Here is a 22,220-nt window from a genome sequence, read left to right as displayed (position 1 = left end):
TATAATTAAGATATTGAAAAATAAATTTTTTATTGAGTTTTTACTCTAAAAATATTTGTTTACTCTGTTTGTGATGATAATACACAAGTGTATTTAAATTTGTGATTGAAATTTTGATGAATTTGCATTGAATAAAAGTGTAATCGCGAAATAATAAAGATTTTTATATCTTCAAAAATCGGTTGTAGCGTAAAATATCTATTCTTAAAAATAGTCTAGGTCGGGGTGTCTCTTGGAATCATTATTGATTTTAGGTTCAATTGCATTGGCATTAATGCTAGGCGCAATTAGCCCTGGTCCTACATTTGTTTATGTGGCTAAAAATTCAATTGCGATTTCTCGTAAACATGGTCTGTTTACCGCTTTAGGGACAGGCACGGGCGCAGCTTTATTTGGTTTTTTAGCTGTAATGGGATTACAGGCAATCTTATTGGCTGTACCTTCTGCATATTTAGCTTTAAAAATTTGTGGTGGTCTATATTTACTTTGGCTGGCTTATAAAATTATTAAACATGCTAAAGATCCTATGGCGCAGGCATCTGACTCATCCACGGTGATGAGTTATCAACAAGCGTTTCGTTTAGGTTTAATTACCCAGTTAAGTAATCCTAAAATTGCGATTATTTTAGCCAGTATTTTTACTGCGCTTTTACCCAAAGAAATTCCAACATATTTTTATTTTGTTTTGCCTATCTTGTGCTTTTTTATCGATGCAGGCTGGTATTCACTGGTTGCAGTGGCGCTTTCAGCGGAAAAACCGCGCCGTGTTTATTTAAAGTTTAAAAAAGTCTTCGATCGAGTCGCAGGCGGTGTCATGACCTTACTTGGTTTAAAGTTAATTTTTGGTATGAAATGATTGTTTTTACGAGTAAAAATAGTCATACATTTTATCAGTAGATTCCATTTGTTAAAAATTAATTAATAGTGTGTTTAGTTTGTGTTGTATATATTCATTATAATGGTTTAGACCTTAGAGAGATGTAATTTTGAAAAAAATATTATTGATTGCTGCCTTAAATGGCTTGGTACTTACAGCTTGTTCTACCACTGAAAGCTCTAAAACCATCCAAGCACCTCAAGTGGCTGTAGCGACTTCAGCGGTTAAATATTCAGGTGCGAAAACAGCAGTTTCGATTGGTAAGTTTGATAACCGCTCAAGTTATATGCGTGGAATCTTCTCTGATAATGTCGATCGTTTAGGCGGTCAAGCAAAAACGATTTTAGAAACGCACTTGCAACAAACAGGATATTTTTCAGTCTTAAATCGAGACAATTTATCAGAGCTGCAACAAGAGGCTGGTTTTGGTAAAGCATCTCAATCCATTAAGGGTGCACGTTATGTGCTCACTGGGGATGTATCTGAATTTGGACGTAAAGAAGTGGGTGACCATCAATTGTTTGGGCTATTAGGGCGTGGTAAAACTCAAATTGCCTATGCAAAAGTCAATATTAATGTTGTTGATGTAAAAACAGCAGAAGTTGTCCATTCTGTGCAGGGTGCAGGTGAATACGCGCTCAGTGAACGCGAAATTTTGGGTTTTGGTTCTACAGCATCTTATGACTCAACCTTAAATGGTAAGGTTTTAGATCTGGCTGTACGCGAAGCAGTTAATCACCTTGTCACAGATATTCAAACAAACAAGTGGTCCGCACAATAGGTTTGAATAAATGAAACGGGTTTTATTATTCTTAAGTTTTTTTACAACGTTAACTTTGGTTGGGTGTGCATCTGGACCACAGTCTTTATATAGCTGGGGCGGATATCTACAGCAAACCTATTTAATGCTGGCGGTTCCAGAAAAAACTTCGCCTCAGCAACAAATTTTAGCGCTTGAAAAAGATGTTGAGAAAGCAAAAGCAAAAAATGCCGCAGTGCCGCCAGGTTTATATGCGCATTTGGGCTTGTTAAATCTGAATATTCAAAATGGCCCACGTGCAATTGAATATTTTGAGTTAGAGCGCCAAATTTATCCTGAGTCAACCGTTTTGATGGATCGTTTATTGAAGAAAATGACCCCTCAATCGACTGAGGTAAATCCCAAATGAAAAATATGAAACAATTATTGGTACTTGGTTTGCTGATGATGCTTTTCACCGGTTGTGCGGTATCACCTAAACAAAATCGTGATTTAGCAGCATATCGTGAGCATATCCCTAAGTCGATTTTGGTACTTCCTCCAATCAATGAGTCTCCTGATACGCGTGCAACCTATGGGTATTGGTCAACAGTAACATTGCCTGTAGCTGAAGCTGGTTATTATGTATTTCCAATTTCTGTTGTTGACACCATGTTTAAAGAGAATGGGGTGACCAATGGCTTTGATGCCCAAGCAATCCCACCACAAAAGTTAAAAGAGATTTTTGGAGCGGATGCTGCGTTATACATTAAAGTTAAAGAGTATGGTTCTAAATATCAGGTGATTCAATCTGTAGCTGCAGTTTCAGTAGAAGCCAAACTTGTAGATTTGCAAACTGGAACATTACTCTGGCAAGGTGAGCAGCGACTTCAGCAAGCCAATGATAATAGCAATGCAGGTTTGATTGGCGCGCTGGTCGGTGCTTTAGTTGATCAAATATCCAATCATTTGTCAGACAAAGCCTATACTTTATCCAGTACTGTAAGCTCGCAATTATATTCACCGAGTCTAAATCAGCAAAAAGGTCTGTTATATGGACCACGATCTCCAAACTTCACCCAAAATGCGGTGAAACCTTAAGCACTGGTACTGTTTGCGAGCATCAAATAAAAACCCCAATTTAAAAATTGGGGTTTTTATGTTTAAAGCATATTGCTGATTAGTGCACCATAGAAATCTTGTCTAAGAAGAATTTGGTTCTTTCATGACGCTCATCCGGCTTATTAAAGAAGTCATCTGTCGCACAGTCTTCTAAAATCTTGCCTTGATCCATGAAAATAACTCGACTTGAGACTTTACGAGCAAAGCCCATCTCATGAGTTACACACATCATGGTCATGCCTTCTTTTGCCAATTGACTCATGACTTCAAGCACTTCACCCACCATTTCAGGGTCTAATGCCGAAGTAGGTTCATCAAATAACATGCACACTGGATCCATACACAGACCACGGGCAATCGCAACACGCTGTTGCTGACCACCAGACAGTTGACCTGGGAACTTATTTTTGTGGGCTGCCAAACCAACGCGATCTAAATATTGCAACGCTTTTTTCTCAGCCTCTGCTTTAGAACGATTTAAAACCTTAAGTTGCCCAATAGTTAAATTATCCAAAACAGTCATATGTGGGAACAATTCAAAGTGTTGGAATACCATTCCCACACGAGAACGGAATTTTGCCAGATCAGTTTTTGAGTCTTTTAACGCTGTTCCATCAACAACAATATTGCCTTCTTGGAACGGTTCTAATGCATTTACAGTTTTAATCAGTGTAGATTTACCAGAACCTGAAGGTCCACAAACCACCACAACTTCACCTTTTTCAATTGAAGTGGTGCAATCTGTAAGAACTTGAAAATCTCCATACCATTTTGAGATATGTTGTATTTCTATCATTGGCATATTGATTCTCCAATTATCGAATTATTGCTATTTTTTGATGTAAACGCTTCACAAGTCGTGAAAGCGCAAAGGAGATACAGAAGTAAACAACTGCTACAATCAGGTAGAAAGTTGCTTTGGTTTCAGCACCGTAGGTATTTGCTAAGGTATTGGCATTGCCCAAGAAGTCTGGCGCACTAATCACGTAAACTAATGATACATCTTGGAAAAGTACGATAGATTGAGTCAAAATGACAGGTAGCATGTTTCTAAAAGCTTGTGGCAACACCACATTGGACATGGTTTGTCCATAGGTGAAACCAAGTGCATAACCTGCATTGACCTGACCTTTAGAAACAGACTGAATCCCTGAACGTACAATTTCTGAAAAGAATGCTGCTTCAAAAATTGCAAAGGTCACCACACTTGAAAACAGTGGGCCATAATAGGTATCTGACTGAAACTCAAAAATCTTTGGCAATAAGAAATAGAAAATGAAGATCACTTGAATCAGTGGTACACCACGGAAGAAATCGACATATACTTTAGCAAAATTACTGGCGACTTTATTGTTGGATAAACGCATCATGGCCAAAGGTGTGCCAATCAGAATCCCGCCAATAATCGATAAAATCGTCACCGTAACGGTAAATTTAAAACCTGCGATCAGCGTTTGAATAACATCTTGATTTTGTAAAATACTAAAATCCATGACTATTTACCCCCCGAGCCTAGACCAGGAACAGCCATACGTTTTTCAATCCAAGCCATGATCAACTTAATGGTATAGGTAATGACTAAGTAAACTGGTGTCGAAAGAATAAGAATAACAATATCTTGGGATGTTTCTTCACGCATGGTTTTGGTATAAGCAAAGAAGTTCAAAACACTCAGTGCATAAAGCACGGCAGAGTTTTTGAAAATATTCATTGCTTCAGAAGTGAGCGTTGGCCAAACAATACGATAAGCGACAGGGAGAATGACATAGCGATAACTTTGGCTTTGATTTAAACCAATTGCAAAAGCTGCATTTTTTTGTCCATTTGAAACCGTATTAATACCTGAACGTACTTGTTCAGCAATACGTGCCGCAGTATATAGACCGAGTGCAAATACCCCAACCACTGCAGGATTGTCATTGAGAATATTTTGCCACCATCCACCATGAACCATCTCTCCACTACCAGTACTTAAGCTGAGTGGCAGTAATTGTGGGAATACAAATGCCCAGAAAAACAGTTGTACGATCAAGGGGATATTTCGGAAAAGTTCGACGTAGCAGGTACCAATAAATGAAAGTGGTTTATTGGGTAATGTACGTAAAATCCCGATGAGAGATCCAAGAAGAAATGCAATGAAAAATGCAGCAATCGCGGTCCAGACCATGGTCCAAACACCTGAGCCTAGAAGTTGTAGCCAGGTTGGTGCATCTGCAACAGGGGAATAACTTTCACCACCAATCGCTTTACAGACAGATTCAGCCCATGCAGCTTTATCAAGACTATATTCATTCGAGGGGAGACAATATGCTGTCCAGTTAAGTGAGCCTACGGACATGTGTGCTCCTTGTATTTTTAATTTTATAAAAATTTATAGACCAGACTTTAAACCTAATCTGATCTATAAACCGTTGTTTTAAACTACGTTATTAGTTAATACCAGCATCCGTAGGATTAGCTTTAAGCTTTAAATATGATGAGCTCATTGGCATATTTAAATTGACATTTTTAGGTGCGATTGGTGATTGGAACCATTTTTTATATAGCGCCGCCATTTGACCATTTTTCCACATTGTTGTTACTGTTTTATCTGCGATTGCTTTATATGCTGCATCGCCTTTCGGTAACATAATGCCATATGGTTCAGAAGAAAGTACTGGACCTACAATTTTAAAGTCTTTTGGATTTGATGATTTTGCAATTAACCCTGCAAGAATATTGTCATCCATCACAAATGCTGCAGCACGGCCAGAAGCGACCATGGCAAATGAGTCTGAGTGGTCTTTACCATAAACGTTGTTTACGTTCACTTTTTCGCCTTTCTCACCCATTTTGATGTATTTGTCAGATGTAGTCCCTTGGGTGGTTACAACTGCTTTACCATTTAAATCTGCAATTGTTTTAATTGGTGCACTGGCTTTAACTGCCATGCGTACTTCTGTTGCATAATAGTTGGTTGAGAAGCTTACCTGTTGTTGGCGTTGAATAGAGTTTGTTGTCGTACCACACTCCATATCGATATTGCCTGCCAACATTTCTGGAATACGCGTAGAAGAGGTAACTGCTTTATATTCAACTTTAAGATTTGGCATCTTGAGCGTTTTTTTCAGCTCATTGGCAAAGTTATTACAAATATCAACAGCGTATCCCATTGGTTTACCACCAATCACATAAGAAATCGGATCAGATGACTCACGGTAACCAATGATCACTTTCCCTGATTGTTTGATCTTTGCTAATGTATCTGCTGCTTGAACCTGTGAAAAAGCACCGCCAGCCATAAGTACACCAAGCGCTGTGGTTAAAACTTTTTTTGATAGTGTTTTTGTAGATAGTGTCATTTGAGTTCTCCATTACATGATTTTTTTGGCAGTTTAAGCCGCTCGTTTCTAAAATTAAGCAGTTATCGTGCCAAACCTTTTCCTTGAAACTACGATTCATCATATTTCTTTATATCATTATTTTTATACTAACTATTCCAATAAGTAAAGGATAAAAATAATAAATTTCACAAACTAGAAATGTGACTGGTCTCACAAAGTGGAACCTATTTTATTTAAATATTTTGAAATAAATAGCCCTAAAGCCATTTATTTTTGCTTATAGGTTTTAAATCTCTATTTATATAATTGATGACTATTTCAACAGATCTGGATCGAAGGTCTTTTTAAAAAATTGAATAAAAAAACGACATAATTAAAATTTATCTTTAATTGATAAATAACAAACATTTTTATGTAACGTATTCATTTTTTTTACTAGTCCTAATCCCTTTCCTGTGATATAAAAAATCAGTAGGCATGAATTTTGCATTGCTTATTCACATAAGATGAAATGAAATAATACAGTGTGGGAATTATGGGTATGAAGTTATCGGTTGGATTAAAAGTTGCAAATTCGTTGTCGCTTACGCCACAACTGCAACAAGCCATTCGATTACTGCAATTATCGAGTTTGGAGCTTGAGCAAGAAATTCAAATTCAACTTGATAGTAATCCTTTGCTTGAAAAAGTTGAAGAAGAGACACATGAAAGCCCTGAAAATGTAAAACAAGAACAACAAGAATATGAGCTTTCAGATTCTTTAAATGCCAACCACTTACCTGATGAACTGCCTGTAGATACAGATTGGGATGATGTCTATACCCATCAATCAACTGCAATGGAGCGCCCTGAGTTTGAGGATCGTGAAGACAATCGTCATTCAGAAGCATCATTAAAAGAACATATGTTGGGGCAAGTCAATTTATTGCATTTTTCTCCAGTGGATAAATTGATTGCGTATTGCATTGTCGATGCTTTAGATGAAAAAGGATTTTTGGCTGCCGATATTGAAGAAATTGTTAGCTCAGTACAGCATCTACTACAACAAATGGATTATGACATTGAAGTTGAAGAGGATGAAGTTCTAGTTGTTTTAAAACATATTCAACGCTTAGAACCGATTGGTATTGGTGCTCGTAGTCTTGCAGAATGTCTTTTTGTGCAAATTGAGGCTTTAGCTACCACCACACTGTTTAGGAAAGAAGCGCTGATGTTGTTGAAACATTATGAGCTTTTGGTCAGTAATGACTTAAATAAACTGATTAAGCAAACGGGTTTAAATGCTGAGTTATTAAAGTCAGCAATTGATTTATTGAAAACCCTTAAACCTTATCCGGGTGCTGAATTTGAGCAAAAAGAATCAGATTATCAAATTCCAGATGTGATGGTGTCCAAGAAAAATGACCATTGGTATGTTCAACTGAACCCAGATATTTTACCAAAACTTCGAATTAACTCATTTTATTCAGGCATGATTAAACGTGCTGATCAAAGTGATGATAATCAATATTTACGCAATCAAATGCTTGAAGCGAAAAACTTTATTAAAAGTGTCGATGAACGTCACAAAACTTTATTAAAAGTCGCAAGTTGCATTGTGCAACATCAACGTGAGTTTTTAGAAATCGGTGCTGAAGGAATGAAACCTTTGGTATTGCGAGATGTTGCAGAAGAAGTTGAATTACATGAGTCAACAGTTTCCCGTGTCACTACCAATAAGTTTTTACTGACACCTCGTGGTCTATTTGAGCTGAAATATTTCTTTTCGAGTCACGTTGGAACCACTTCTGGAGGAGAAGCATCCTCGACGGCCATTCGAGCAAAAATCAAAAAGCTTGTTGCAGATGAAAACCCGCGTAAGCCGTTGTCAGACAATACAATTGCCAATTTATTAAAAGAAGAGGGGATTGATGTGGCACGACGGACAGTCGCAAAATATCGTGAATCGTTACATATTCCGTCTTCATCTGACCGAAAAGTGTTGATCTAAATTTTAAAGTGTGGCTATTCTAATTGTTCATTATGACGAAATAATGAATCGCTTTTTGTCTTTTGGAGTAACTTAAATGATTGCATGATATTGAGCACAGTTTTTTCCTTGGTGAATGCTGTCATGAGATCGTTTGGGTTATGACTTTCATATTCCTATATAAGGAGAGGGATAAAGTTATGCAAATTACAATCCGTGGACATCACTTAAGTATTACACCAGCAATAGAAGAAAATATTCGAGATCGATTTACCCAGATGACCAAGCATATTGATCAGGTCAATAGTATGCAGGTCAAGCTGAGTAAAGATCATCAATTGGATAAAAGATCAAAAAAAGGCAGTGCAAATCATATTGCTGAGGCAATTGTTCGTTTGCCGGGTATAGAGCTTTTCGCCCAAGCGAGCGCTGATGATATGTATAATGCGATTACAAAATTGACAGATAAATTAAAAAGGCAATTAGATAAGCATCGGAAAATGCAGTTGGATTATCAACCAATGGAAATTTTAGCGACATAAAATTGATATTTTAAAAGAGGTTGAAAAGACCTCTTTTTTTTATCTATATTTTTTGTACAAGTTAATGAATTATTTCGGTGAGTTATAGTAAAATATCCGGTTTTTACACTGTCAGTCCTATAAGAGGTCGATGCAATGAATAGTGAACAGCTCACTGAAATCTTAAAAGCAGCTTTTCCTGATGCTGAAGTTGCTGTCAGTGGACAAGCAGGTAAATTTGACCTCCGTATTGTCGACAATCAGTTTGAAGGGAAACGTCCTGTTCCTCGTCAACAAGCTGTTTACGCGCCACTTAATTCTTATATTGCCAGTGGTGAGGTACATGCGGTAACTATTCGTGCAATGACTAAAGAAGAATGGCGCAAAGCCAGTATGTTTGGAGCTTAAGCGTCAATGGATAAATTTGTCATTCAAGGTGGTGTAAAACTCGAAGGTGAAGTTCGTATTTCTGGTGCGAAAAATGCGGCTTTACCTTTATTGGCTGCAATGATTCTTGCAGATACACCGATTACATTAAAAAATGTTCCAGATCTAAAAGACGTTCGTACTTTAGTTAAGCTGATTGGTGGTTTAGGTATCACCATGAGTTATGAGGGCGAAACGGTTATCGCGAATACCTCTACACTGGATAATCAGTTTGCACCTTATGAACTGGTTAAAACCATGCGTGCATCTATTTTGGTGCTCGGGCCACTGTTGGCGCGCTATGGTAGTGCAAAAGTTTCACTTCCTGGTGGTTGTGCAATTGGTTCACGCCCTGTTGATCAGCATTTAAAAGCCTTAGAAGCTTTGGGTGCACAAATTGAGGTCGAAGCAGGTTATGTTCACGCCAAAGTGGATGGCCGTTTAAAAGGCGGTGAAGTCATCTTCGATATGGTGACTGTAGGTGGAACCGAAAATATTTTAACTGCTGCAGTATTGGCAGAGGGTGTTACAACAATTCGTAATGCTGCGCGCGAACCTGAAATTACAGACCTTGCACTAATGCTTATTAAAATGGGTGCAAAAATTGAAGGTTTAGACACAGATACCTTAGTGGTCACTGGTGTTGAAAGTCTCCATGGTTGTGAATATTCAGTGGTTGCTGACCGTATTGAAACCGGTTCATATTTGGCCGCGGCAGCAATTACGGGCGGTAAGGTAAAAACCACACATACTGACCCAAATCTTCTTGAATCTGTTTTAGATAAGTTTGAAGAAATGGGTGCAGAAGTCACACGCGGTGAAGACTGGATCGAATTGGATATGCTGGGGAAACGTCCGAAGGCTGTCAGCTTCCGTACCTTGCCACATCCAGAATTCCCAACGGATATGCAAGCACAGATCATGGCGGTAAATGCCATTGGACGTGGTTTTGCAACAATTTCTGAAACGATTTTTGAAAATCGTTTTATGCATGTACCTGAGTTAGCTCGTATGGGCGCAAATATTCAGGTTGAAGGTAATGATGCTGTTGTGACAGGGGTGGAAAAATTATCTGCTGCACCTGTTATGGCAACTGACCTACGTGCTTCGTTTTCTTTAGTTTTGGCTGCTTTAGCTGCTGAAGGGGAAACTATCATCGATCGTATTTATCATATTGATCGTGGTTATGAAGATATCGAAGCAAAGTTACAAGGTCTAGGTGCCCAAATTAAGCGAGTGAGCGAGTAAGTTAATGAGCGATATGAGAAACGATGATCCTAACTTTGACGTAATGGGCAATTTTGATCATGGTTTAACTTTGGCATTGAGTAAAGGGCGTATTTTAAAAGAAACGTTGCCTTTACTTGAAACTGCTGGAATTAACTTATTGGAAGATCCTGATAAATCTCGTAAGTTAATTTTTCCAACCACACACAAATCCGTTCGTATTTTAATCTTGCGTGCTTCTGATGTGCCAACGTATGTTGAGAATGGCGCCGCGGATATTGGTGTGGCGGGTAAAGATGTGTTGATGGAACATGGCGCTCAAAATGTCTATGAACCATTGGATTTAAAGATTGCCAACTGTAAATTAATGACCGCTGGTAAAGTCGGTATGGTTCGCCCTAAAGGACGTTTAAAAATTGCCACCAAGTATGTAAATTTAACTCGCCAATATTATGCGAGCTTAGGTGAGCAAGTTGATGTGATTAAACTTTACGGCTCAATGGAATTAGCACCATTGGTTGGTTTGGGTGATTATATTGTCGATGTGGTGGATACCGGAAATACTTTGCGTGCCAATGGTCTAGAGCCTTTGGAAGAAATCTGTAAAGTATCTTCGCGTTTAATTGTCAATAAAGCCAGCTTTAAGCGTAAGCAAACTTTATTAAATCCAATTCTTACTCAGCTTGAAAAAGCAGTAGAAGAACGTCAAAAGAGCAATTAATTCATTCATGTTTGTTTGATAAAGATACCGTCTAATTTTAGGCGGTTTTTTTATGCAATTTATGTTAAAAAATAACCATCCATGATTTAAAAAAAAGAGTTTATGAAAACACCTGAACAGCGCAAAGAACAATCTATTTTAAAACTTAAAAAGTATTCAATTCCTTATATTGACTGGTTACCTGTGATCGAAGCTGCTGAAGACGTGCAAGCGCGCAGTGCAGAACAGATTGCAAAACGCGCGATTGCTTGTTTGTGGGTGATTCAAGTCGCATGTGATCTGAATAATGATCAATATGATGATGAAACACAGCTATTTGTATTTGATATTTTGAAGAAAATGCAGGTGCTAGATGCTTTAACCGAGAAAGAACAGGCAATTTTAAATCGTGAGGCTTCAGCGCAAGATATCATCAATATGGTGTGGAAATATGAGGCCTATTGGGTATTGTTATGGGCTTTGGGGATTGTGGATAAATTAAGTTATCCAGCAGATATCGTTGATTGTGATTTTGCCATTCAAGCCGTATCGTCGTGCGATACCTTTGCTGAGTTTATGGCAAAAGTACAGTTGCGGGATAGCGAAGAAATTTTAGATCAGGCTGATTTAATCTATCGTTATGATTGGGCATGTGTAAATGCGCGCTTAAAGCAACAGGATGCACCTGAAAATTTAAATTCATCTATTGTTGTGGAAAGGCATGGTGCATTGAACTGGCTGATTCAGGCTGATAGTGACTGGGATCATCCTGATGTGAGTACCTAAATAAAAATTTGCTGTGTCAAAAGTTTTTTGCAATCAAACTTTCCTATTAAAGTAAGTTGAAATGTTGCGGTGATGTTGCCCACAAGATACTCAAAACAAGGTAAACTAAATCTTTCTTAAACAACCTTGTGGGTAAATTGATGCGACGTTTATCGACTCAAGAGCAGAACTTTAAACAAGTCTTTGCTGACTTGTTAGCTTTTGAAACAGTCAGTGATCCTGAGCTTTTAAAAACAGTAGACCAAATTATTGCAGATGTGCGTCAACATGGCGATGCACATGTACTTAAACTCACTCAACAGTTCGATCGACATCCAGCGCATCAATTTTCAGATTTAGAACTGACACAAGAACAACTTAAAGTTGCATTTGAGGGGTTAACCGTAGAAGTACGTGAAGCTTTGGAATTGGCGGCCAATCGTGTTCGCTCATTCCATCAGGCTCAAAAACAAGACGGTTGGTCCTATGTGGATGAATTAGGAAATACCCTGGGTCAAAAAGTTACCCCTTTAGACCGTGTTGGTATTTACGTTCCAGGTGGTTTGGCTTCTTATCCATCCTCTGTGTTGATGAATGCTTTACCCGCGCACGTGGCTGGGGTAGCAGAAATTATTATGGTGGTACCTGCGCCAAATGGTGATTTAAATCCTTTGGTATTGGCAGCTGCTTATTTAGCGGGTGTAAGTCGTGTCTTTACGATTGGCGGTGCGCAAGCAGTTGCCGCACTTGCTTATGGAACAGAAACGATTCCAGCGGTAGATAAAATTACAGGACCGGGTAACCGTTTCGTTGCTGCCGCAAAACGTGCTGTTTTTGGTCAAGTCGGTATTGACATGATTGCAGGACCTTCTGAAATTTTGGTTTATGCAGAAGGTCACAATGACCCGAAATGGTTGGCGATGGATGTTTTGTCACAAGCTGAACATGACACAGTTGCGCAAGCAATTTTTATTACACCAGATGAACAATTGTTAAATGATGTTGAGCAAGCCATCGAAGAACATTTGGCTGCATTACCCAAAGCTGAAATTGCACGAACTTCGATTGCAAATCGTGGTGCTTTGGTTTTGGTTAAAGATCGCCAAGAAGCCATTGATTTGATTAATCAAGTTGCGCCTGAGCATTTGGAATTGTGCTTAGATGACGCTGAGCAGATGTCAGAAAGTATTCGCCATGCAGGTGCAATCTTTATGGGGCGCTATACACCAGAAGCGATTGGTGATTATTGTGCGGGACCAAACCATGTCCTACCTACTTCTGGTACAGCACGCTTTTCATCACCTTTAGGTGTTTATGATTTTCAAAAACGTTCAAGTTTAATTATGTGTTCTGAGCAAGGGGTAAAATCGCTTGCCAAGGCCGCAGATATTCTTGCACAACAAGAAAATTTAGATGCGCATGCCCGATCAGCAAGATATCGTTATCAGTAATTCACCAATGGCCCAGTATCCGTAAAAAATCCTTCTCCTTGAGGGAGAGGGTGTGGATGAGGGGGTAAAAATTTAACTGACTTAGTTTGGGGATTCTATTGAAATACCCAAACCCTCTCCTAGCGTGAGCGCGCTTATATAAAGTAAGTCAAGTGAGAAAAAATACGAGATAAAAATGCCAAATATTAGCCCTGAGCAAATGCGTTTTTGGAGTCCTGAAGTACGTGAGTTAGAACCGTATGTCCCAGGTGAGCAGCCTAAAATCCAAAACTTATTAAAACTGAATACCAATGAAAACCCATATCCACCATCGCCAAAAGTGGTTGCAGCGGTTCAGTCCGTACTTATAGATTCAGCAGATGTATTGCGACTTTATCCAGATCCAGATGCATCGGCACTCAAACAAGCGATTGCGAAACAACAACATGTAGATGTCGCAAATGTTTTTGTTGGTAATGGGTCTGATGAGGTTTTAGCCCATATTTTTAAAGCATTTTTTGTTCAAGATAAACCGATTCTATACCCAGATATTACCTATAGCTTTTATCCTGTTTATAGTCAGTTTTTTGGAATTTCAACCCAAACTAAAATCTTGCCGTTAAATGATGATTTTGAAATTGATGTGGCTGATTATAAGCAGCCGAATGGTGGGATTATCATTACCAACCCCAATGCACCAACCAGTATTGCATTGGGGCTGTCTGCAGTTGAACAGGTCTTGCAAGCCAATCCAGATTCGGTGGTTGTGATTGATGAAGCATATGTGGATTTTGGTGCTGAGTCAGCTGTACGTCTGGTTGAAAAATACGAAAACTTAGTGGTTTGCCAAACGACTTCAAAATCGCGGTCTTTGGCAGGTTTACGCGTTGGTTTTGCAATTGCACAGCCACATTTGATTGCAGCATTGGAAGCTGTTAAAAATAGTTTTAACTCCTATCCAATTGATCGTTTTGCAATAGCTGCAGCTGTCGCATCATTTGAAGATCAAGAATACTTTGTAGCACAATGTCAAAAAGTTATTGTGAGTCGTGACAAACTGGTGGCAGATTTAGCGGCGCTTGGGTTTAACGTATTGCCATCTTCAGCCAACTTTATTTTTGCGTGTTTACCCTCAAAAGATGCTGGTGAATTGGCGAAAGCGTTGCGTGAACGTGGCATTATTGTTCGCTACTTTAATAAGCCACGGATTGATCAATTCTTACGTATCACTATTGGTACAGATGAACAGAACCAACGACTTGTTGATACTTTAAAACATGAGATTTTAGTCTAGGATTCATGTAGGTTGATGCCATGTATTGAGTAAATCAAGCATGGCAGAAACTTTATCAAAACATTCTTGATATTCTGCATCACAATCTGAAGCGATGGTGATTCCACCGCCTGCCCATAATGACACTTCATCTTGATATTTTTGAATTGAACGAATCAAAATGTTCCAAGAACCGGTTCCATCAAAATTAAAATAGCCCAGTGATCCGCAATAAGCGCCTCTTGGTGCACTTTCGAGTTCTTCAATAATTTGCATCGCACGAATTTTGGGTGCACCAGTAATTGAACCGCCTGGCAATGCTGTAAATAAGACCTCAAATGGATTGACATCTGGTTTTAGGGTGGCAGTCACCTCACTCACCATATGATGTACTTGGTTAAAAGATTCAATATTAAACAGTTTTGGGGTTTTTACTGAGCCAGTTTCAGCGTAGACACTTAAATCATTACGTAATAAGTCCACAATCATGACATTTTCTGCTTGATCTTTTTTAGATTGAATCAAAGCATTTTTTGATTGCGCATCTAAAGTTGGATCGTCATAACGAGGCATTGTCCCTTTAATTGGTCTGGTGATAATTTTACGATCAGTTTCAAAATCAATAAATAACTCAGGTGAGCAGCTCAGTAATTCAAAATCATTGATTTTTAAATAACCCGAATATGGGGCATCTGTGAGTTTCCAAAACTTTTCAGCGGTATCTAAAAGTGAACCGTGTGCCTTTGCAGTGAATTCCTGAGTTAAATTAATTTGATAGCAATCACCCGCTTTTATATATTCTTGGACTTTTGTAAATGCTTGATCGTATTGTGGCTTTGTCCACGTCGCAGTACAGTTTGATACAAGTTTAAAGCTTTGATGAGGTGTGGCTGGTATGGTTAATAAATCTTGTATAAAGTTGAAAAACTCTTCTGCACAGGCTTCTAAACTATAAAAAAAGAATTGCTCATTTTCTCGTTTGATAAATGTTTTATAAACACCCATGTAAAAATTAGGCTGAGATTTGGTTTGAGCATCAACATATTGCTGACTGGCATAGTTATAGTCAATAAAACCCATATATCCACCCTGAAAACTATGCTGTTTCGTGGCTGATTGGGCTGTGAAGTTAAAGAAGTGATTTAAATGAAGATCGCTTTTATCTTTTTGATAATGGGTAAAATGATTTCTTGTATAACGATAAAGTTTTTGTTGGATTGAGATACAGTATTGTTCAGGTGAAAAAGCAATAATATCGTCACCCGCGTTTTTTAAATAGATACAACCGAATAATGAGTCAATACGGTGTAATAAATCTGTAGTGCTATTTGATGAAAAATCTAATAACTTCCGAAACATAGGGAGGATTAACTCAAGTGTGAAAAAGGTTTATAAAGCACTATTCTACCTGAAAATAGTACTTATAAAAGTGTTTACCGTTTATCGGTTTAATTGGGTTTTTGATAAACAGCAGTTGAACAAAAAGTAACATACCGTTAATTTAAAAGGGCAAAACGGACTACTCAAGGATTGGTGTTCTAAGTTGTAAAACAACTAAAAACAACAGGGAACTATGGAGAGTGGTTAAAAATGAAAAAAAATGCTCTTGGGAGAGTACAGATTATGAAATTATTTACTAAACTTGCTTTAGTTTCCGCAGTGGCTATGAGTTCAAACGCAATGGCGATGCAAGCAATGGATGATGCAGCGCTGAGTGCTACTACTGGTCAGGATGGTATCAGTATTGGTATCGATGCAGATAAAATTGAAATTGCAAAACTACATGTTTTTGATGGTGATGGTTTAGCTGCTACAGGTACTCCTGGTGTTACTGCTGGTTCTGGTGGTTCAGGCAAAGCAGGTGCGATTACTTTAAATAACGTGGTTGTAACTAAAACTGGTACAGGTAACTTAGCTGATTTGGTTATTGATACTGATGGTAGTGCTACGGCTGGTGCTACTGGTACACCATTCTTAAATGTTGCTGCTGCAATTAATGCATTAAAAATTGAGTTAGGCAAAATTGAAGTGAATAATGTTACGGGTTCAGCAGGCGCATATAAACCTGATGCTGGATCAGCTGAAATTTTGAGTGGCTTGACTGTGAATGTAGGTTCTACTACAGCAAATATTCAATTGGGTAATACGCCTCAAGGTGCAATGATTAAATTGAATGGTTCGATGATTGGTGGTTTATCAATCAGTAACTTGGCCTTGAAAGATGCTTCTGCTGCGGGTGGCGGTTATATCGTACTGGGTGGCATAAAAGTGACTGACAGTGGTTCAGCTAATTTGGCTTTAGATGCTGATGTTGCTGTTACAACGAAAGGTTTGGCTGTTACGGCAATGAAAAGTACAACAGGTACAGATATTTACCTAACTAAAGTTGTATTGGGTGGTGGTACTGGCTTTGTACCAGGCACACCTGGAACTGTAGGAACAGGAACAGGTTCAGGTTCGATTGGTGATGTTGCGATTACAGGCATGAAATTCTTTAATGGTGGTTCAGCAACAGCAAATGGTGTAAAACTGTCGATTTCTGGTCACTAAGTTTAGAATTAAAATCTTAAAAAAGACGCATGCAAAGCATGCGTCTTTTTTTTACAAAAAACTGAATAAAAAGCGACAAAAGTTGAAAAAAAGACTGTTTTTTTTTCAAAAAACGTTATCTTCATAATCACAGGGACGTAGAGTGTTCACTCTAAAAATAAAATCAGCACTTTAGGCAAAATACTGCCGACACTTGATAGTTAAAATTATGATAGAAATTACTTTAGGTTCGGCATTAATGTATTATTTTGCCAACCACGCCTTAGATGTGAAACCCAAGCCAAAGGATGCGATTTACTACACTGAGCTTGCGGATTCCAGAGATAAATCATTTACACGTAATCATCGTGAAATGGTGCATGTTAAACCTGCCTTAGAAAACCAATTCCGTGGCATCGTACGTCAAGGATATGACTATAGTTGCGGTTCTGCTGCGTTAACAACATTGTTAAATGGCTATGTTGGGACAAATTTAACCGAACAGCAAACCATGGAAGGCTTATTACGGTTTGGAGAATACAACCGGATTATTGAGCGGCGAAGTTTTTCATTGCTGGATATGAAGCGCTTTGTTGCTGCAATTGGATATGAAAGCGGTGGTTATAGAGGTGAGTTCACAGACCTAATTAATCAAAATCAACCGGTGATTGTGCCAATTTCTTATGCGGGTTTTAAACATTTTGTTGTGTTTAAAGCTTATAAAGATGGGCGTGTTTATGTGGCAGATCCAGCCTTGGGGAATATTAGTTTTGATCAAGAGCGATTTAAGCAAATTTGGGAAAATAACACCTTATTTGTGATCAATGCGCCAAAAGATCAACAACGTAACTTGTTGGCACTACAAGATGCAGATATGCGTCATGTCGATGATGCAACAATCAATCGTTATGCTTTAGTTGAAGCGCAATATTCAACAGATTATACCAATAAATTAGCAGATAAGGCTTCGACAATGCGTAAGGTGATTGACCAAGATACCAAGTCTGCAACATACAATCAGCCAATTACATCTTATATGCGACTCTATTATAAACGTAAGTAAAAGATGGATTAAAAAATTACATAACTGAATTGGAATTTTTGGAATAGGAAGAATATGAATAATCAATGGATGAAACGGACTTTACTTGCAGTGAGTATTCAGTTTGCAATTGGAAGTTTATATGCAGCTGAAACAGAGGCAAGTGCGGATGTAGTAGCAGATCAGGCTGCGAGTACAGACAATGCCAGTTCTGCAACCAGCAGTCAAACAGCTCCAGTTGCAGATGTTGCACAGGCTACAGAAGATGTCAAAATTAATAAAGATGAAACAAAATCTTTAGCACCTAAACCAGGTACACAAGCTGCAGAAGCATTGCAGAAGAAAGAAGGTGATGCTTCTCAAGAAACCAATTTACAAGAAGTTTTTACATCCAATGAACGTCAATACTCTTTAATTAAAAAGGGTGAGTTCTCAACTTTTTATGATTTAGATTATTCCTACTATCGTGATTCGCAGTTAAATTTAGGAATTAACGAAGGCACAGCTTACCAGCTCCGTGTTGATGAGGATGCCAGTCATACCATCAGTAATACATTTACCGCACAGTACGGGATACGTGATAATTTAACCTTTACCGCATCTATTCCATTTATTGCTAAATCAGATAGCTTAAAAGATGCCACGGCTGCGGGCCTAGGGGATATTAACTTTGGTGCACGTTGGGAACCGTTCCCGCTGAAAGCAGGGCGTTTACCACTTATTTTATTTGGTAGCTTATCTACCAAGACAGGTGATAGTCCATATGAGATAAACCCAGAAAAAGACCTTTCAACAGGTAAAGGCTATTATTCTGTAGGTGTTGGCGCAAGTACCCGTAAATATATCGATCCTGTTGTATTGTTTGCATCGGTCTCTGCCAATTATGGATTTAAAGAAACTGGCTTAAATCAAGTGCGTGGTGGGGGTAATGCCAATGGTCAAGGTGGTGATCAGACCTATCAACGCGTTTTAGAAGAGTTTGATCCTGGTATGACCGGTGGTTTTTCTTTTGGTTTTGCTTATTCATTTAACTATGATGTTTCAATGACCATGTCATACCAACAATCATTCAATATGAATACTTCGTTTAAGTATAGACCTACAGCAGGACTTGCAGACTCATATAAAGCAGCTGACCAATCTAGCGGGATGTTTTCTATCGCTCTAGGGGTGCGTGTCAATCCAGATACCATTGTCAATGGTACATTGGGGATCGGCTTAACTGAAGACTCACCAGATATTTCACTCGGTTTATCTTTCCCATTGGATATTTTAGGCTTTGGTAAGAAGAAAGCGAACTAAAGGAGTGTGAAGTATGAAAAACATACGTTTGCGCCCATTAGTTACAGCGATTTTATTAACAGGGTGTTCAACTCAAGTATTTGCGGCGTTAGGGCTCAACCTATCGGTAGATATACGTTCACTAACCATGGGGAATGCAGTGACTGCAGATCCGCCTGGGATTAGTGCGATTCATTTTAACCCAGCAGCATTAACTAAACTCAAAGGCTTACAAACTGACGTACAAGGGATTGTTGCAAACTTTGATATACAACGTGAATTTTCTGCGCCGCCTGGTTATAACGTATTTGGTTATTCTGATGATCCATTGATCTGTAATGATGCACCAGATAATCCTTCGGGCCTTTGTACAGATTATAAAGATTCAGTACGTGGTGATGTAGAGTATGCAAGTTTATACATTCCTATTCTAAAGAAAGTCGTGGATTTGGGACCTGGCTGGCCAGTGTTAGCGCCAACGGGAGGTATTTCCTATAACCCTCCTGGCTCAAAACTGACCTATGCAACTGCCGTATATGCACCAATGGTGGCAGGTTTTGGATCAGAAGATGGTAACCCAGGTAACTATATGGGGCAGCAAGTTGCCATTGAGCGTATAACCTATTTGTCTCCATCTATTGCATACCAAGTCAGCGATGAGTTGTCTATTGGTGCTTCGATCGGGATGTCATACAATGCAATGGCATTAAAAACTGATCTAAGATTTCCAAATGAAATGATCGGTGTTCTACGATTAATCGATGAGTCGGTTTGTGGACCTTTTCGAAATAATTCGAATGTGATTACGGATCTCATATTATTTGGTATTTGTAATGCTAATGAGGGAATGGATCCATTTGGCCAATTCGGCAAAATGCAGGTCAGTCTTGAACAGAGTCTAAGTCCAAGTTATAACTTAGGTTTAATGTGGGAACCTACGGATAACTTTGGTTTTGGTATGGTCTATCAAAGCTCCGCCAAAATGCGTATGAAAGGTAAATATTTTATCGATAATGCCAACGCACCACGCGAGCTTATAAAGGGCCTCAACTCTTCAGCAACAGGACAAATTCTTGCGGCGATTTTAGGTTTTCCAGGCTATATCCCGCCGACCGAGTCAGGTTTGATTTCAATGGATTTGGAATATCCTGCTCATTTTCAAACTGGTATAAAATATAAGATTTTACCTGATTTACAGGTAAACTTTGATGTGGGCTGGACTGACTTTAAAGCATGGGAAAAATTTCAGTTTGAATTTGATCGACAAATTTCAGCATTAAAAATTGCCAAATTATTATCCAATCAAGTCACAGATACCTCATTGGCTTTCCCACTAGGCTTTCAATCACCGTGGAGCTGGGGAATTGGTATTGAGTATTCAGCAAATGATCGTCTAAAACTTCGTGCTGGTTATGAACCTCGTGCTAGTGCGATCCCCGATGATAAACGTAATACCATGGTGCCGATTAACAATGCGCAATTATTTGGTTTAGGTTTAGGTTATCGTTTTGATGAAGATAGTGATATTGACTTATCGATCGGTTTCTTGCGTAGCCGAGATAATATTCCAGCAAACAGCAGTAGTTTGGCCAATAAAACAGGGGTGGATAACTTGTTACTCAACCCATATGCTGGTTTAAATGTAAAGACCAATACAAAAGTTACAATTCTAGGGCTTAACTACAGAACGAGATGGTAATGCGTTTGAATGTTGGAAAAAAAACAGTTGTAACTTCTTTGTGGCTAGCTTTAAGTTTTAGTCTAGCCACATCAATTTCTTATGCTGCCAATTTTTATACAATTATTGGCCCTGATGGACATCCGATGATTGTTCAGAAACCTGAAGCAGCTCCAAAAGTAGATGTAAAGCAAAAAAATAAACCAGTACAAGACGTTAAACCAATACAAGAAGTCAAACAAATACAAGAGACTCAAGCTGCCAAGCCTAATGTACCAGTAATAGAAGCTCCAGCCATCGTTAAACAAAGTCAAAAAGAGAGGGCGCCTAAAAATACGCCATCAGCGGTTACTACTGCTCAGCCTGCACGGCAATCCGCTTTAATGGAGCATAAAGCTAAAATTCAAAGCCCTGTTCAGATACCAGATCAGCCTTTACCACCAGCGTCACAGACGAAAGTACCTCAGCTTGTTGTGGAAAAACCGCCACAGCAGCCCGCTGATATTACTCAAAAAACCAATAAGGTTGAGAAACTAGAGAAAATAACGCCAGTAGACCAAACTGCGGTCAAGACCAATAAAGAAGTTGCCCCAAAAAGTACTCAAACGATAGAAGATCAGCATTTCACCGTTATTGATGGTGAACAATATGTCAATAATGAGTATTTAGAAGATCGTGAATTCAATTTAGAAGGTAAAAAAAGATTTTATATGACGCCTGAGATCGGCGCAGTACATGGTCGTTATGAAACCATCGAACGGCAAAAAGGTTTAAGTAAGAGCCTTTTAAATAGTATTCGTGGCAATTCAGAATCGAAAGAAAAAAAGCCAGTTGTTTTATCATCAACCTACTTTCGTTTACCTAAAGATGAGGTTGTTCATAATTTAGAACAAGCGTGTTTTTCGGGTAAAAAAATAACTAAAGCAAAAGATTTATCCATAAAAAATCAAGAAGTTGGCTTGTGGCCAGTTGCACCAATCAAAGAGACTTTTGCTTATGAAGTGGTGAAATTAGATTCTCAAGTGCAAAATATTTTATTAACATCCTATGCATCTTCTTCAAAGCTTCAAAGTTATTATTGGCCTTTGGTGGTATTTTTAGATGGACAAGGTTGTGTCCTCGAAGGTGTAAGTGGTTTTAAAAATGAAGAATCCCACGGCAATAATTTACAATATGCGGCTATGGAAGGCGTTTTAAGAAAACCTGATCAAGCTGTATATCTATTTTTAACACCACTATCCTCAGCATTAGATGTTGAAAATAAGCAATTAACAAATCATGGACAAATTAAGCTGAGTGTAATTCAGTAAGGATGAAG

At 38.5% G+C, this 22,220-nt stretch carries 22 protein-coding genes; 17 read left to right on the top strand and 5 right to left on the bottom strand.

The window, feature by feature from the left end; genetic code table 11:
* Nucleotides 1-232 precede the first annotated feature (232 nt).
* The 4 genes from F981_RS17365 (at nt 233) to F981_RS17350 (ending at nt 2,717) form a co-directional block, all read left to right on the top strand.
* A complete protein-coding gene (locus tag F981_RS17365; RefSeq protein WP_016539406.1) occupies nt 233-856 on the top strand; it encodes a LysE family translocator in 624 nt (207 codons plus the stop codon).
* Between the two features lie 130 nt (nt 857-986).
* Nucleotides 987-1,658, top strand: coding sequence for a CsgG/HfaB family protein (locus F981_RS17360; RefSeq protein WP_004723743.1), 672 nt, complete (start codon nt 987-989; stop codon nt 1,656-1,658).
* Between the two features lie 10 nt (nt 1,659-1,668).
* On the top strand, nt 1,669-2,046 hold the full coding sequence (locus tag F981_RS17355; RefSeq protein ID WP_004723742.1) for a DUF4810 domain-containing protein: 378 nt from the start codon (nt 1,669-1,671) through the stop codon (nt 2,044-2,046).
* Nucleotides 2,043-2,717 (top strand): DUF799 domain-containing protein, encoded by a 675-nt coding sequence (locus F981_RS17350; RefSeq protein WP_004723741.1) that lies wholly within the window; start codon nt 2,043-2,045, stop codon nt 2,715-2,717. The genes F981_RS17355 and F981_RS17350 overlap by 4 nt, the downstream gene beginning before the upstream one ends.
* Before the next feature lie 79 nt (nt 2,718-2,796).
* Here the strand turns inward: F981_RS17350 and F981_RS17345 are convergent, their stop codons facing one another.
* The 4 genes from F981_RS17345 to F981_RS17330 all read right to left on the bottom strand — a co-directional run bounded on the left by F981_RS17345 (nt 2,797) and on the right by F981_RS17330 (nt 6,079).
* Nucleotides 2,797-3,540, bottom strand: coding sequence for an amino acid ABC transporter ATP-binding protein (locus F981_RS17345; protein WP_004723740.1), 744 nt, complete (start codon nt 3,538-3,540; stop codon nt 2,797-2,799).
* Nucleotides 3,541-3,553: 13 nt separating this feature from the next.
* Nucleotides 3,554-4,231: an amino acid ABC transporter permease gene (locus F981_RS17340; RefSeq protein WP_004723739.1), complete on the bottom strand. Its 678-nt coding sequence runs from the start codon at nt 4,229-4,231 to the stop codon at nt 3,554-3,556.
* Between the two features lie 2 nt (nt 4,232-4,233).
* A complete protein-coding gene (locus F981_RS17335; protein WP_004723738.1) occupies nt 4,234-5,076 on the bottom strand; it encodes an amino acid ABC transporter permease in 843 nt (280 codons plus the stop codon).
* Between the two features lie 91 nt (nt 5,077-5,167).
* On the bottom strand, nt 5,168-6,079 hold the full coding sequence (locus F981_RS17330) for an amino acid ABC transporter substrate-binding protein (protein WP_004723734.1): 912 nt from the start codon (nt 6,077-6,079) through the stop codon (nt 5,168-5,170).
* Nucleotides 6,080-6,602: 523 nt separating this feature from the next.
* On the opposite strand from F981_RS17330, the gene F981_RS17325 reads away from it, so the two are divergent.
* The 8 genes from F981_RS17325 (at nt 6,603) to hisC (ending at nt 14,393) form a co-directional block, all read left to right on the top strand.
* Nucleotides 6,603-8,051, top strand: coding sequence for an RNA polymerase factor sigma-54 (locus tag F981_RS17325; protein ID WP_004723732.1), 1,449 nt, complete (start codon nt 6,603-6,605; stop codon nt 8,049-8,051).
* Nucleotides 8,052-8,230: 179 nt separating this feature from the next.
* On the top strand, nt 8,231-8,572 hold the full coding sequence (gene hpf / locus F981_RS17320) for a ribosome hibernation-promoting factor, HPF/YfiA family (RefSeq protein WP_004723731.1): 342 nt from the start codon (nt 8,231-8,233) through the stop codon (nt 8,570-8,572).
* Between the two features lie 135 nt (nt 8,573-8,707).
* Nucleotides 8,708-8,959 carry a BolA family iron metabolism protein IbaG gene (ibaG, locus tag F981_RS17315; RefSeq protein ID WP_004723729.1) on the top strand — a complete coding sequence of 84 codons (252 nt, stop codon included), beginning with the start codon at nt 8,708-8,710 and terminating at the stop codon, nt 8,957-8,959.
* A gap of 6 nt (nt 8,960-8,965) precedes the next feature.
* Entirely contained in the window at nt 8,966-10,225 is a 1,260-nt protein-coding gene (gene murA / locus F981_RS17310) for a UDP-N-acetylglucosamine 1-carboxyvinyltransferase (protein ID WP_004723727.1), read from the top strand.
* Between the two features lie 4 nt (nt 10,226-10,229).
* Entirely contained in the window at nt 10,230-10,925 is a 696-nt protein-coding gene (hisG, locus tag F981_RS17305) for an ATP phosphoribosyltransferase (RefSeq protein WP_004723724.1), read from the top strand.
* Nucleotides 10,926-11,027: 102 nt separating this feature from the next.
* Nucleotides 11,028-11,690 (top strand): DUF4272 domain-containing protein, encoded by a 663-nt coding sequence (locus F981_RS17300; protein WP_004723721.1) that lies wholly within the window; start codon nt 11,028-11,030, stop codon nt 11,688-11,690.
* Between the two features lie 128 nt (nt 11,691-11,818).
* Complete coding sequence (hisD, locus tag F981_RS17295; RefSeq protein WP_081401076.1) at nt 11,819-13,120, top strand: histidinol dehydrogenase; 1,302 nt, start codon at nt 11,819-11,821, stop codon at nt 13,118-13,120.
* A gap of 175 nt (nt 13,121-13,295) precedes the next feature.
* Complete coding sequence (hisC, locus tag F981_RS17290) at nt 13,296-14,393, top strand: histidinol-phosphate transaminase (RefSeq protein ID WP_004723717.1); 1,098 nt, start codon at nt 13,296-13,298, stop codon at nt 14,391-14,393.
* A 3-nt stretch (nt 14,394-14,396) separates the two neighbouring features.
* Here the strand turns inward: hisC and F981_RS17285 are convergent, their stop codons facing one another.
* The gene (locus F981_RS17285) at nt 14,397-15,731 is read right to left on the bottom strand and encodes an anthranilate synthase component I family protein (protein WP_004723716.1); all 1,335 of its coding nucleotides are present in this window, start codon (nt 15,729-15,731) and stop codon (nt 14,397-14,399) included.
* A 264-nt stretch (nt 15,732-15,995) separates the two neighbouring features.
* Here F981_RS17285 and filA point away from each other — a divergent pair, with 264 nt between their 5' ends.
* The 5 genes from filA to filE all read left to right on the top strand — a co-directional run bounded on the left by filA (nt 15,996) and on the right by filE (nt 22,212).
* A complete protein-coding gene (gene filA / locus F981_RS17280; protein ID WP_004723714.1) occupies nt 15,996-16,922 on the top strand; it encodes a putative pilus system protein FilA in 927 nt (308 codons plus the stop codon).
* Between the two features lie 208 nt (nt 16,923-17,130).
* Nucleotides 17,131-17,964, top strand: a complete 834-nt coding sequence (gene filB, locus F981_RS17275) for a putative pilus system C39 family peptidase FilB (RefSeq protein ID WP_034613839.1) — start codon at nt 17,131-17,133, stop codon at nt 17,962-17,964.
* Between the two features lie 54 nt (nt 17,965-18,018).
* Nucleotides 18,019-19,245, top strand: a complete 1,227-nt coding sequence (gene filC / locus F981_RS17270; RefSeq protein ID WP_004723711.1) for a putative pilus system protein FilC — start codon at nt 18,019-18,021, stop codon at nt 19,243-19,245.
* A 13-nt stretch (nt 19,246-19,258) separates the two neighbouring features.
* Nucleotides 19,259-20,923, top strand: coding sequence for a putative pilus system OmpP1/FadL family transporter FilD (gene filD, locus F981_RS17265; protein WP_004723709.1), 1,665 nt, complete (start codon nt 19,259-19,261; stop codon nt 20,921-20,923).
* Nucleotides 20,923-22,212, top strand: a complete 1,290-nt coding sequence (gene filE / locus F981_RS17260) for a putative pilus assembly protein FilE (protein WP_004723708.1) — start codon at nt 20,923-20,925, stop codon at nt 22,210-22,212. The genes filD and filE overlap by 1 nt, the downstream gene beginning before the upstream one ends.
* Nucleotides 22,213-22,220: the final 8 nt, after the last annotated feature.

It is taken from the genome of Acinetobacter guillouiae CIP 63.46, assembly GCF_000368145.1.
Lineage (GTDB): Bacteria > Pseudomonadota > Gammaproteobacteria > Pseudomonadales > Moraxellaceae > Acinetobacter > Acinetobacter guillouiae.
Note: the sequence above shows the minus strand (reverse complement) of the source record. Positions and strands in the feature narration are given on the sequence as shown.

Bases quoted from the DNA above. Each gene is read 5' to 3' on its own strand.
- murA (WP_004723727.1), top strand. From the start codon at position 8,966: ATGGATAAATTTGTCATTCAAGGTGGTGTAAAACTCGAAGGTGAAGTT.
- F981_RS17335 (WP_004723738.1), bottom strand. From the start codon at position 5,076: ATGTCCGTAGGCTCACTTAACTGGACAGCATATTGTCTCCCCTCGAAT.
- F981_RS17350 (WP_004723741.1), top strand. From the start codon at position 2,043: ATGAAAAATATGAAACAATTATTGGTACTTGGTTTGCTGATGATGCTT.
- filA (WP_004723714.1), top strand. From the start codon at position 15,996: ATGAAATTATTTACTAAACTTGCTTTAGTTTCCGCAGTGGCTATGAGT.
- filC (WP_004723711.1), top strand. From the start codon at position 18,019: ATGAATAATCAATGGATGAAACGGACTTTACTTGCAGTGAGTATTCAG.
- filB (WP_034613839.1), top strand. From the start codon at position 17,131: ATGATAGAAATTACTTTAGGTTCGGCATTAATGTATTATTTTGCCAAC.
- F981_RS17330 (WP_004723734.1), bottom strand. From the start codon at position 6,079: ATGACACTATCTACAAAAACACTATCAAAAAAAGTTTTAACCACAGCG.
- hisC (WP_004723717.1), top strand. From the start codon at position 13,296: ATGCCAAATATTAGCCCTGAGCAAATGCGTTTTTGGAGTCCTGAAGTA.
- F981_RS17355 (WP_004723742.1), top strand. From the start codon at position 1,669: ATGAAACGGGTTTTATTATTCTTAAGTTTTTTTACAACGTTAACTTTG.
- F981_RS17285 (WP_004723716.1), bottom strand. From the start codon at position 15,731: ATGTTTCGGAAGTTATTAGATTTTTCATCAAATAGCACTACAGATTTA.
- F981_RS17300 (WP_004723721.1), top strand. From the start codon at position 11,028: ATGAAAACACCTGAACAGCGCAAAGAACAATCTATTTTAAAACTTAAA.
- F981_RS17345 (WP_004723740.1), bottom strand. From the start codon at position 3,540: ATGCCAATGATAGAAATACAACATATCTCAAAATGGTATGGAGATTTT.
- filD (WP_004723709.1), top strand. From the start codon at position 19,259: ATGAAAAACATACGTTTGCGCCCATTAGTTACAGCGATTTTATTAACA.
- hpf (WP_004723731.1), top strand. From the start codon at position 8,231: ATGCAAATTACAATCCGTGGACATCACTTAAGTATTACACCAGCAATA.
- F981_RS17340 (WP_004723739.1), bottom strand. From the start codon at position 4,231: ATGGATTTTAGTATTTTACAAAATCAAGATGTTATTCAAACGCTGATC.
- F981_RS17325 (WP_004723732.1), top strand. From the start codon at position 6,603: ATGAAGTTATCGGTTGGATTAAAAGTTGCAAATTCGTTGTCGCTTACG.
- hisG (WP_004723724.1), top strand. From the start codon at position 10,230: ATGAGCGATATGAGAAACGATGATCCTAACTTTGACGTAATGGGCAAT.
- ibaG (WP_004723729.1), top strand. From the start codon at position 8,708: ATGAATAGTGAACAGCTCACTGAAATCTTAAAAGCAGCTTTTCCTGAT.
- filE (WP_004723708.1), top strand. From the start codon at position 20,923: ATGCGTTTGAATGTTGGAAAAAAAACAGTTGTAACTTCTTTGTGGCTA.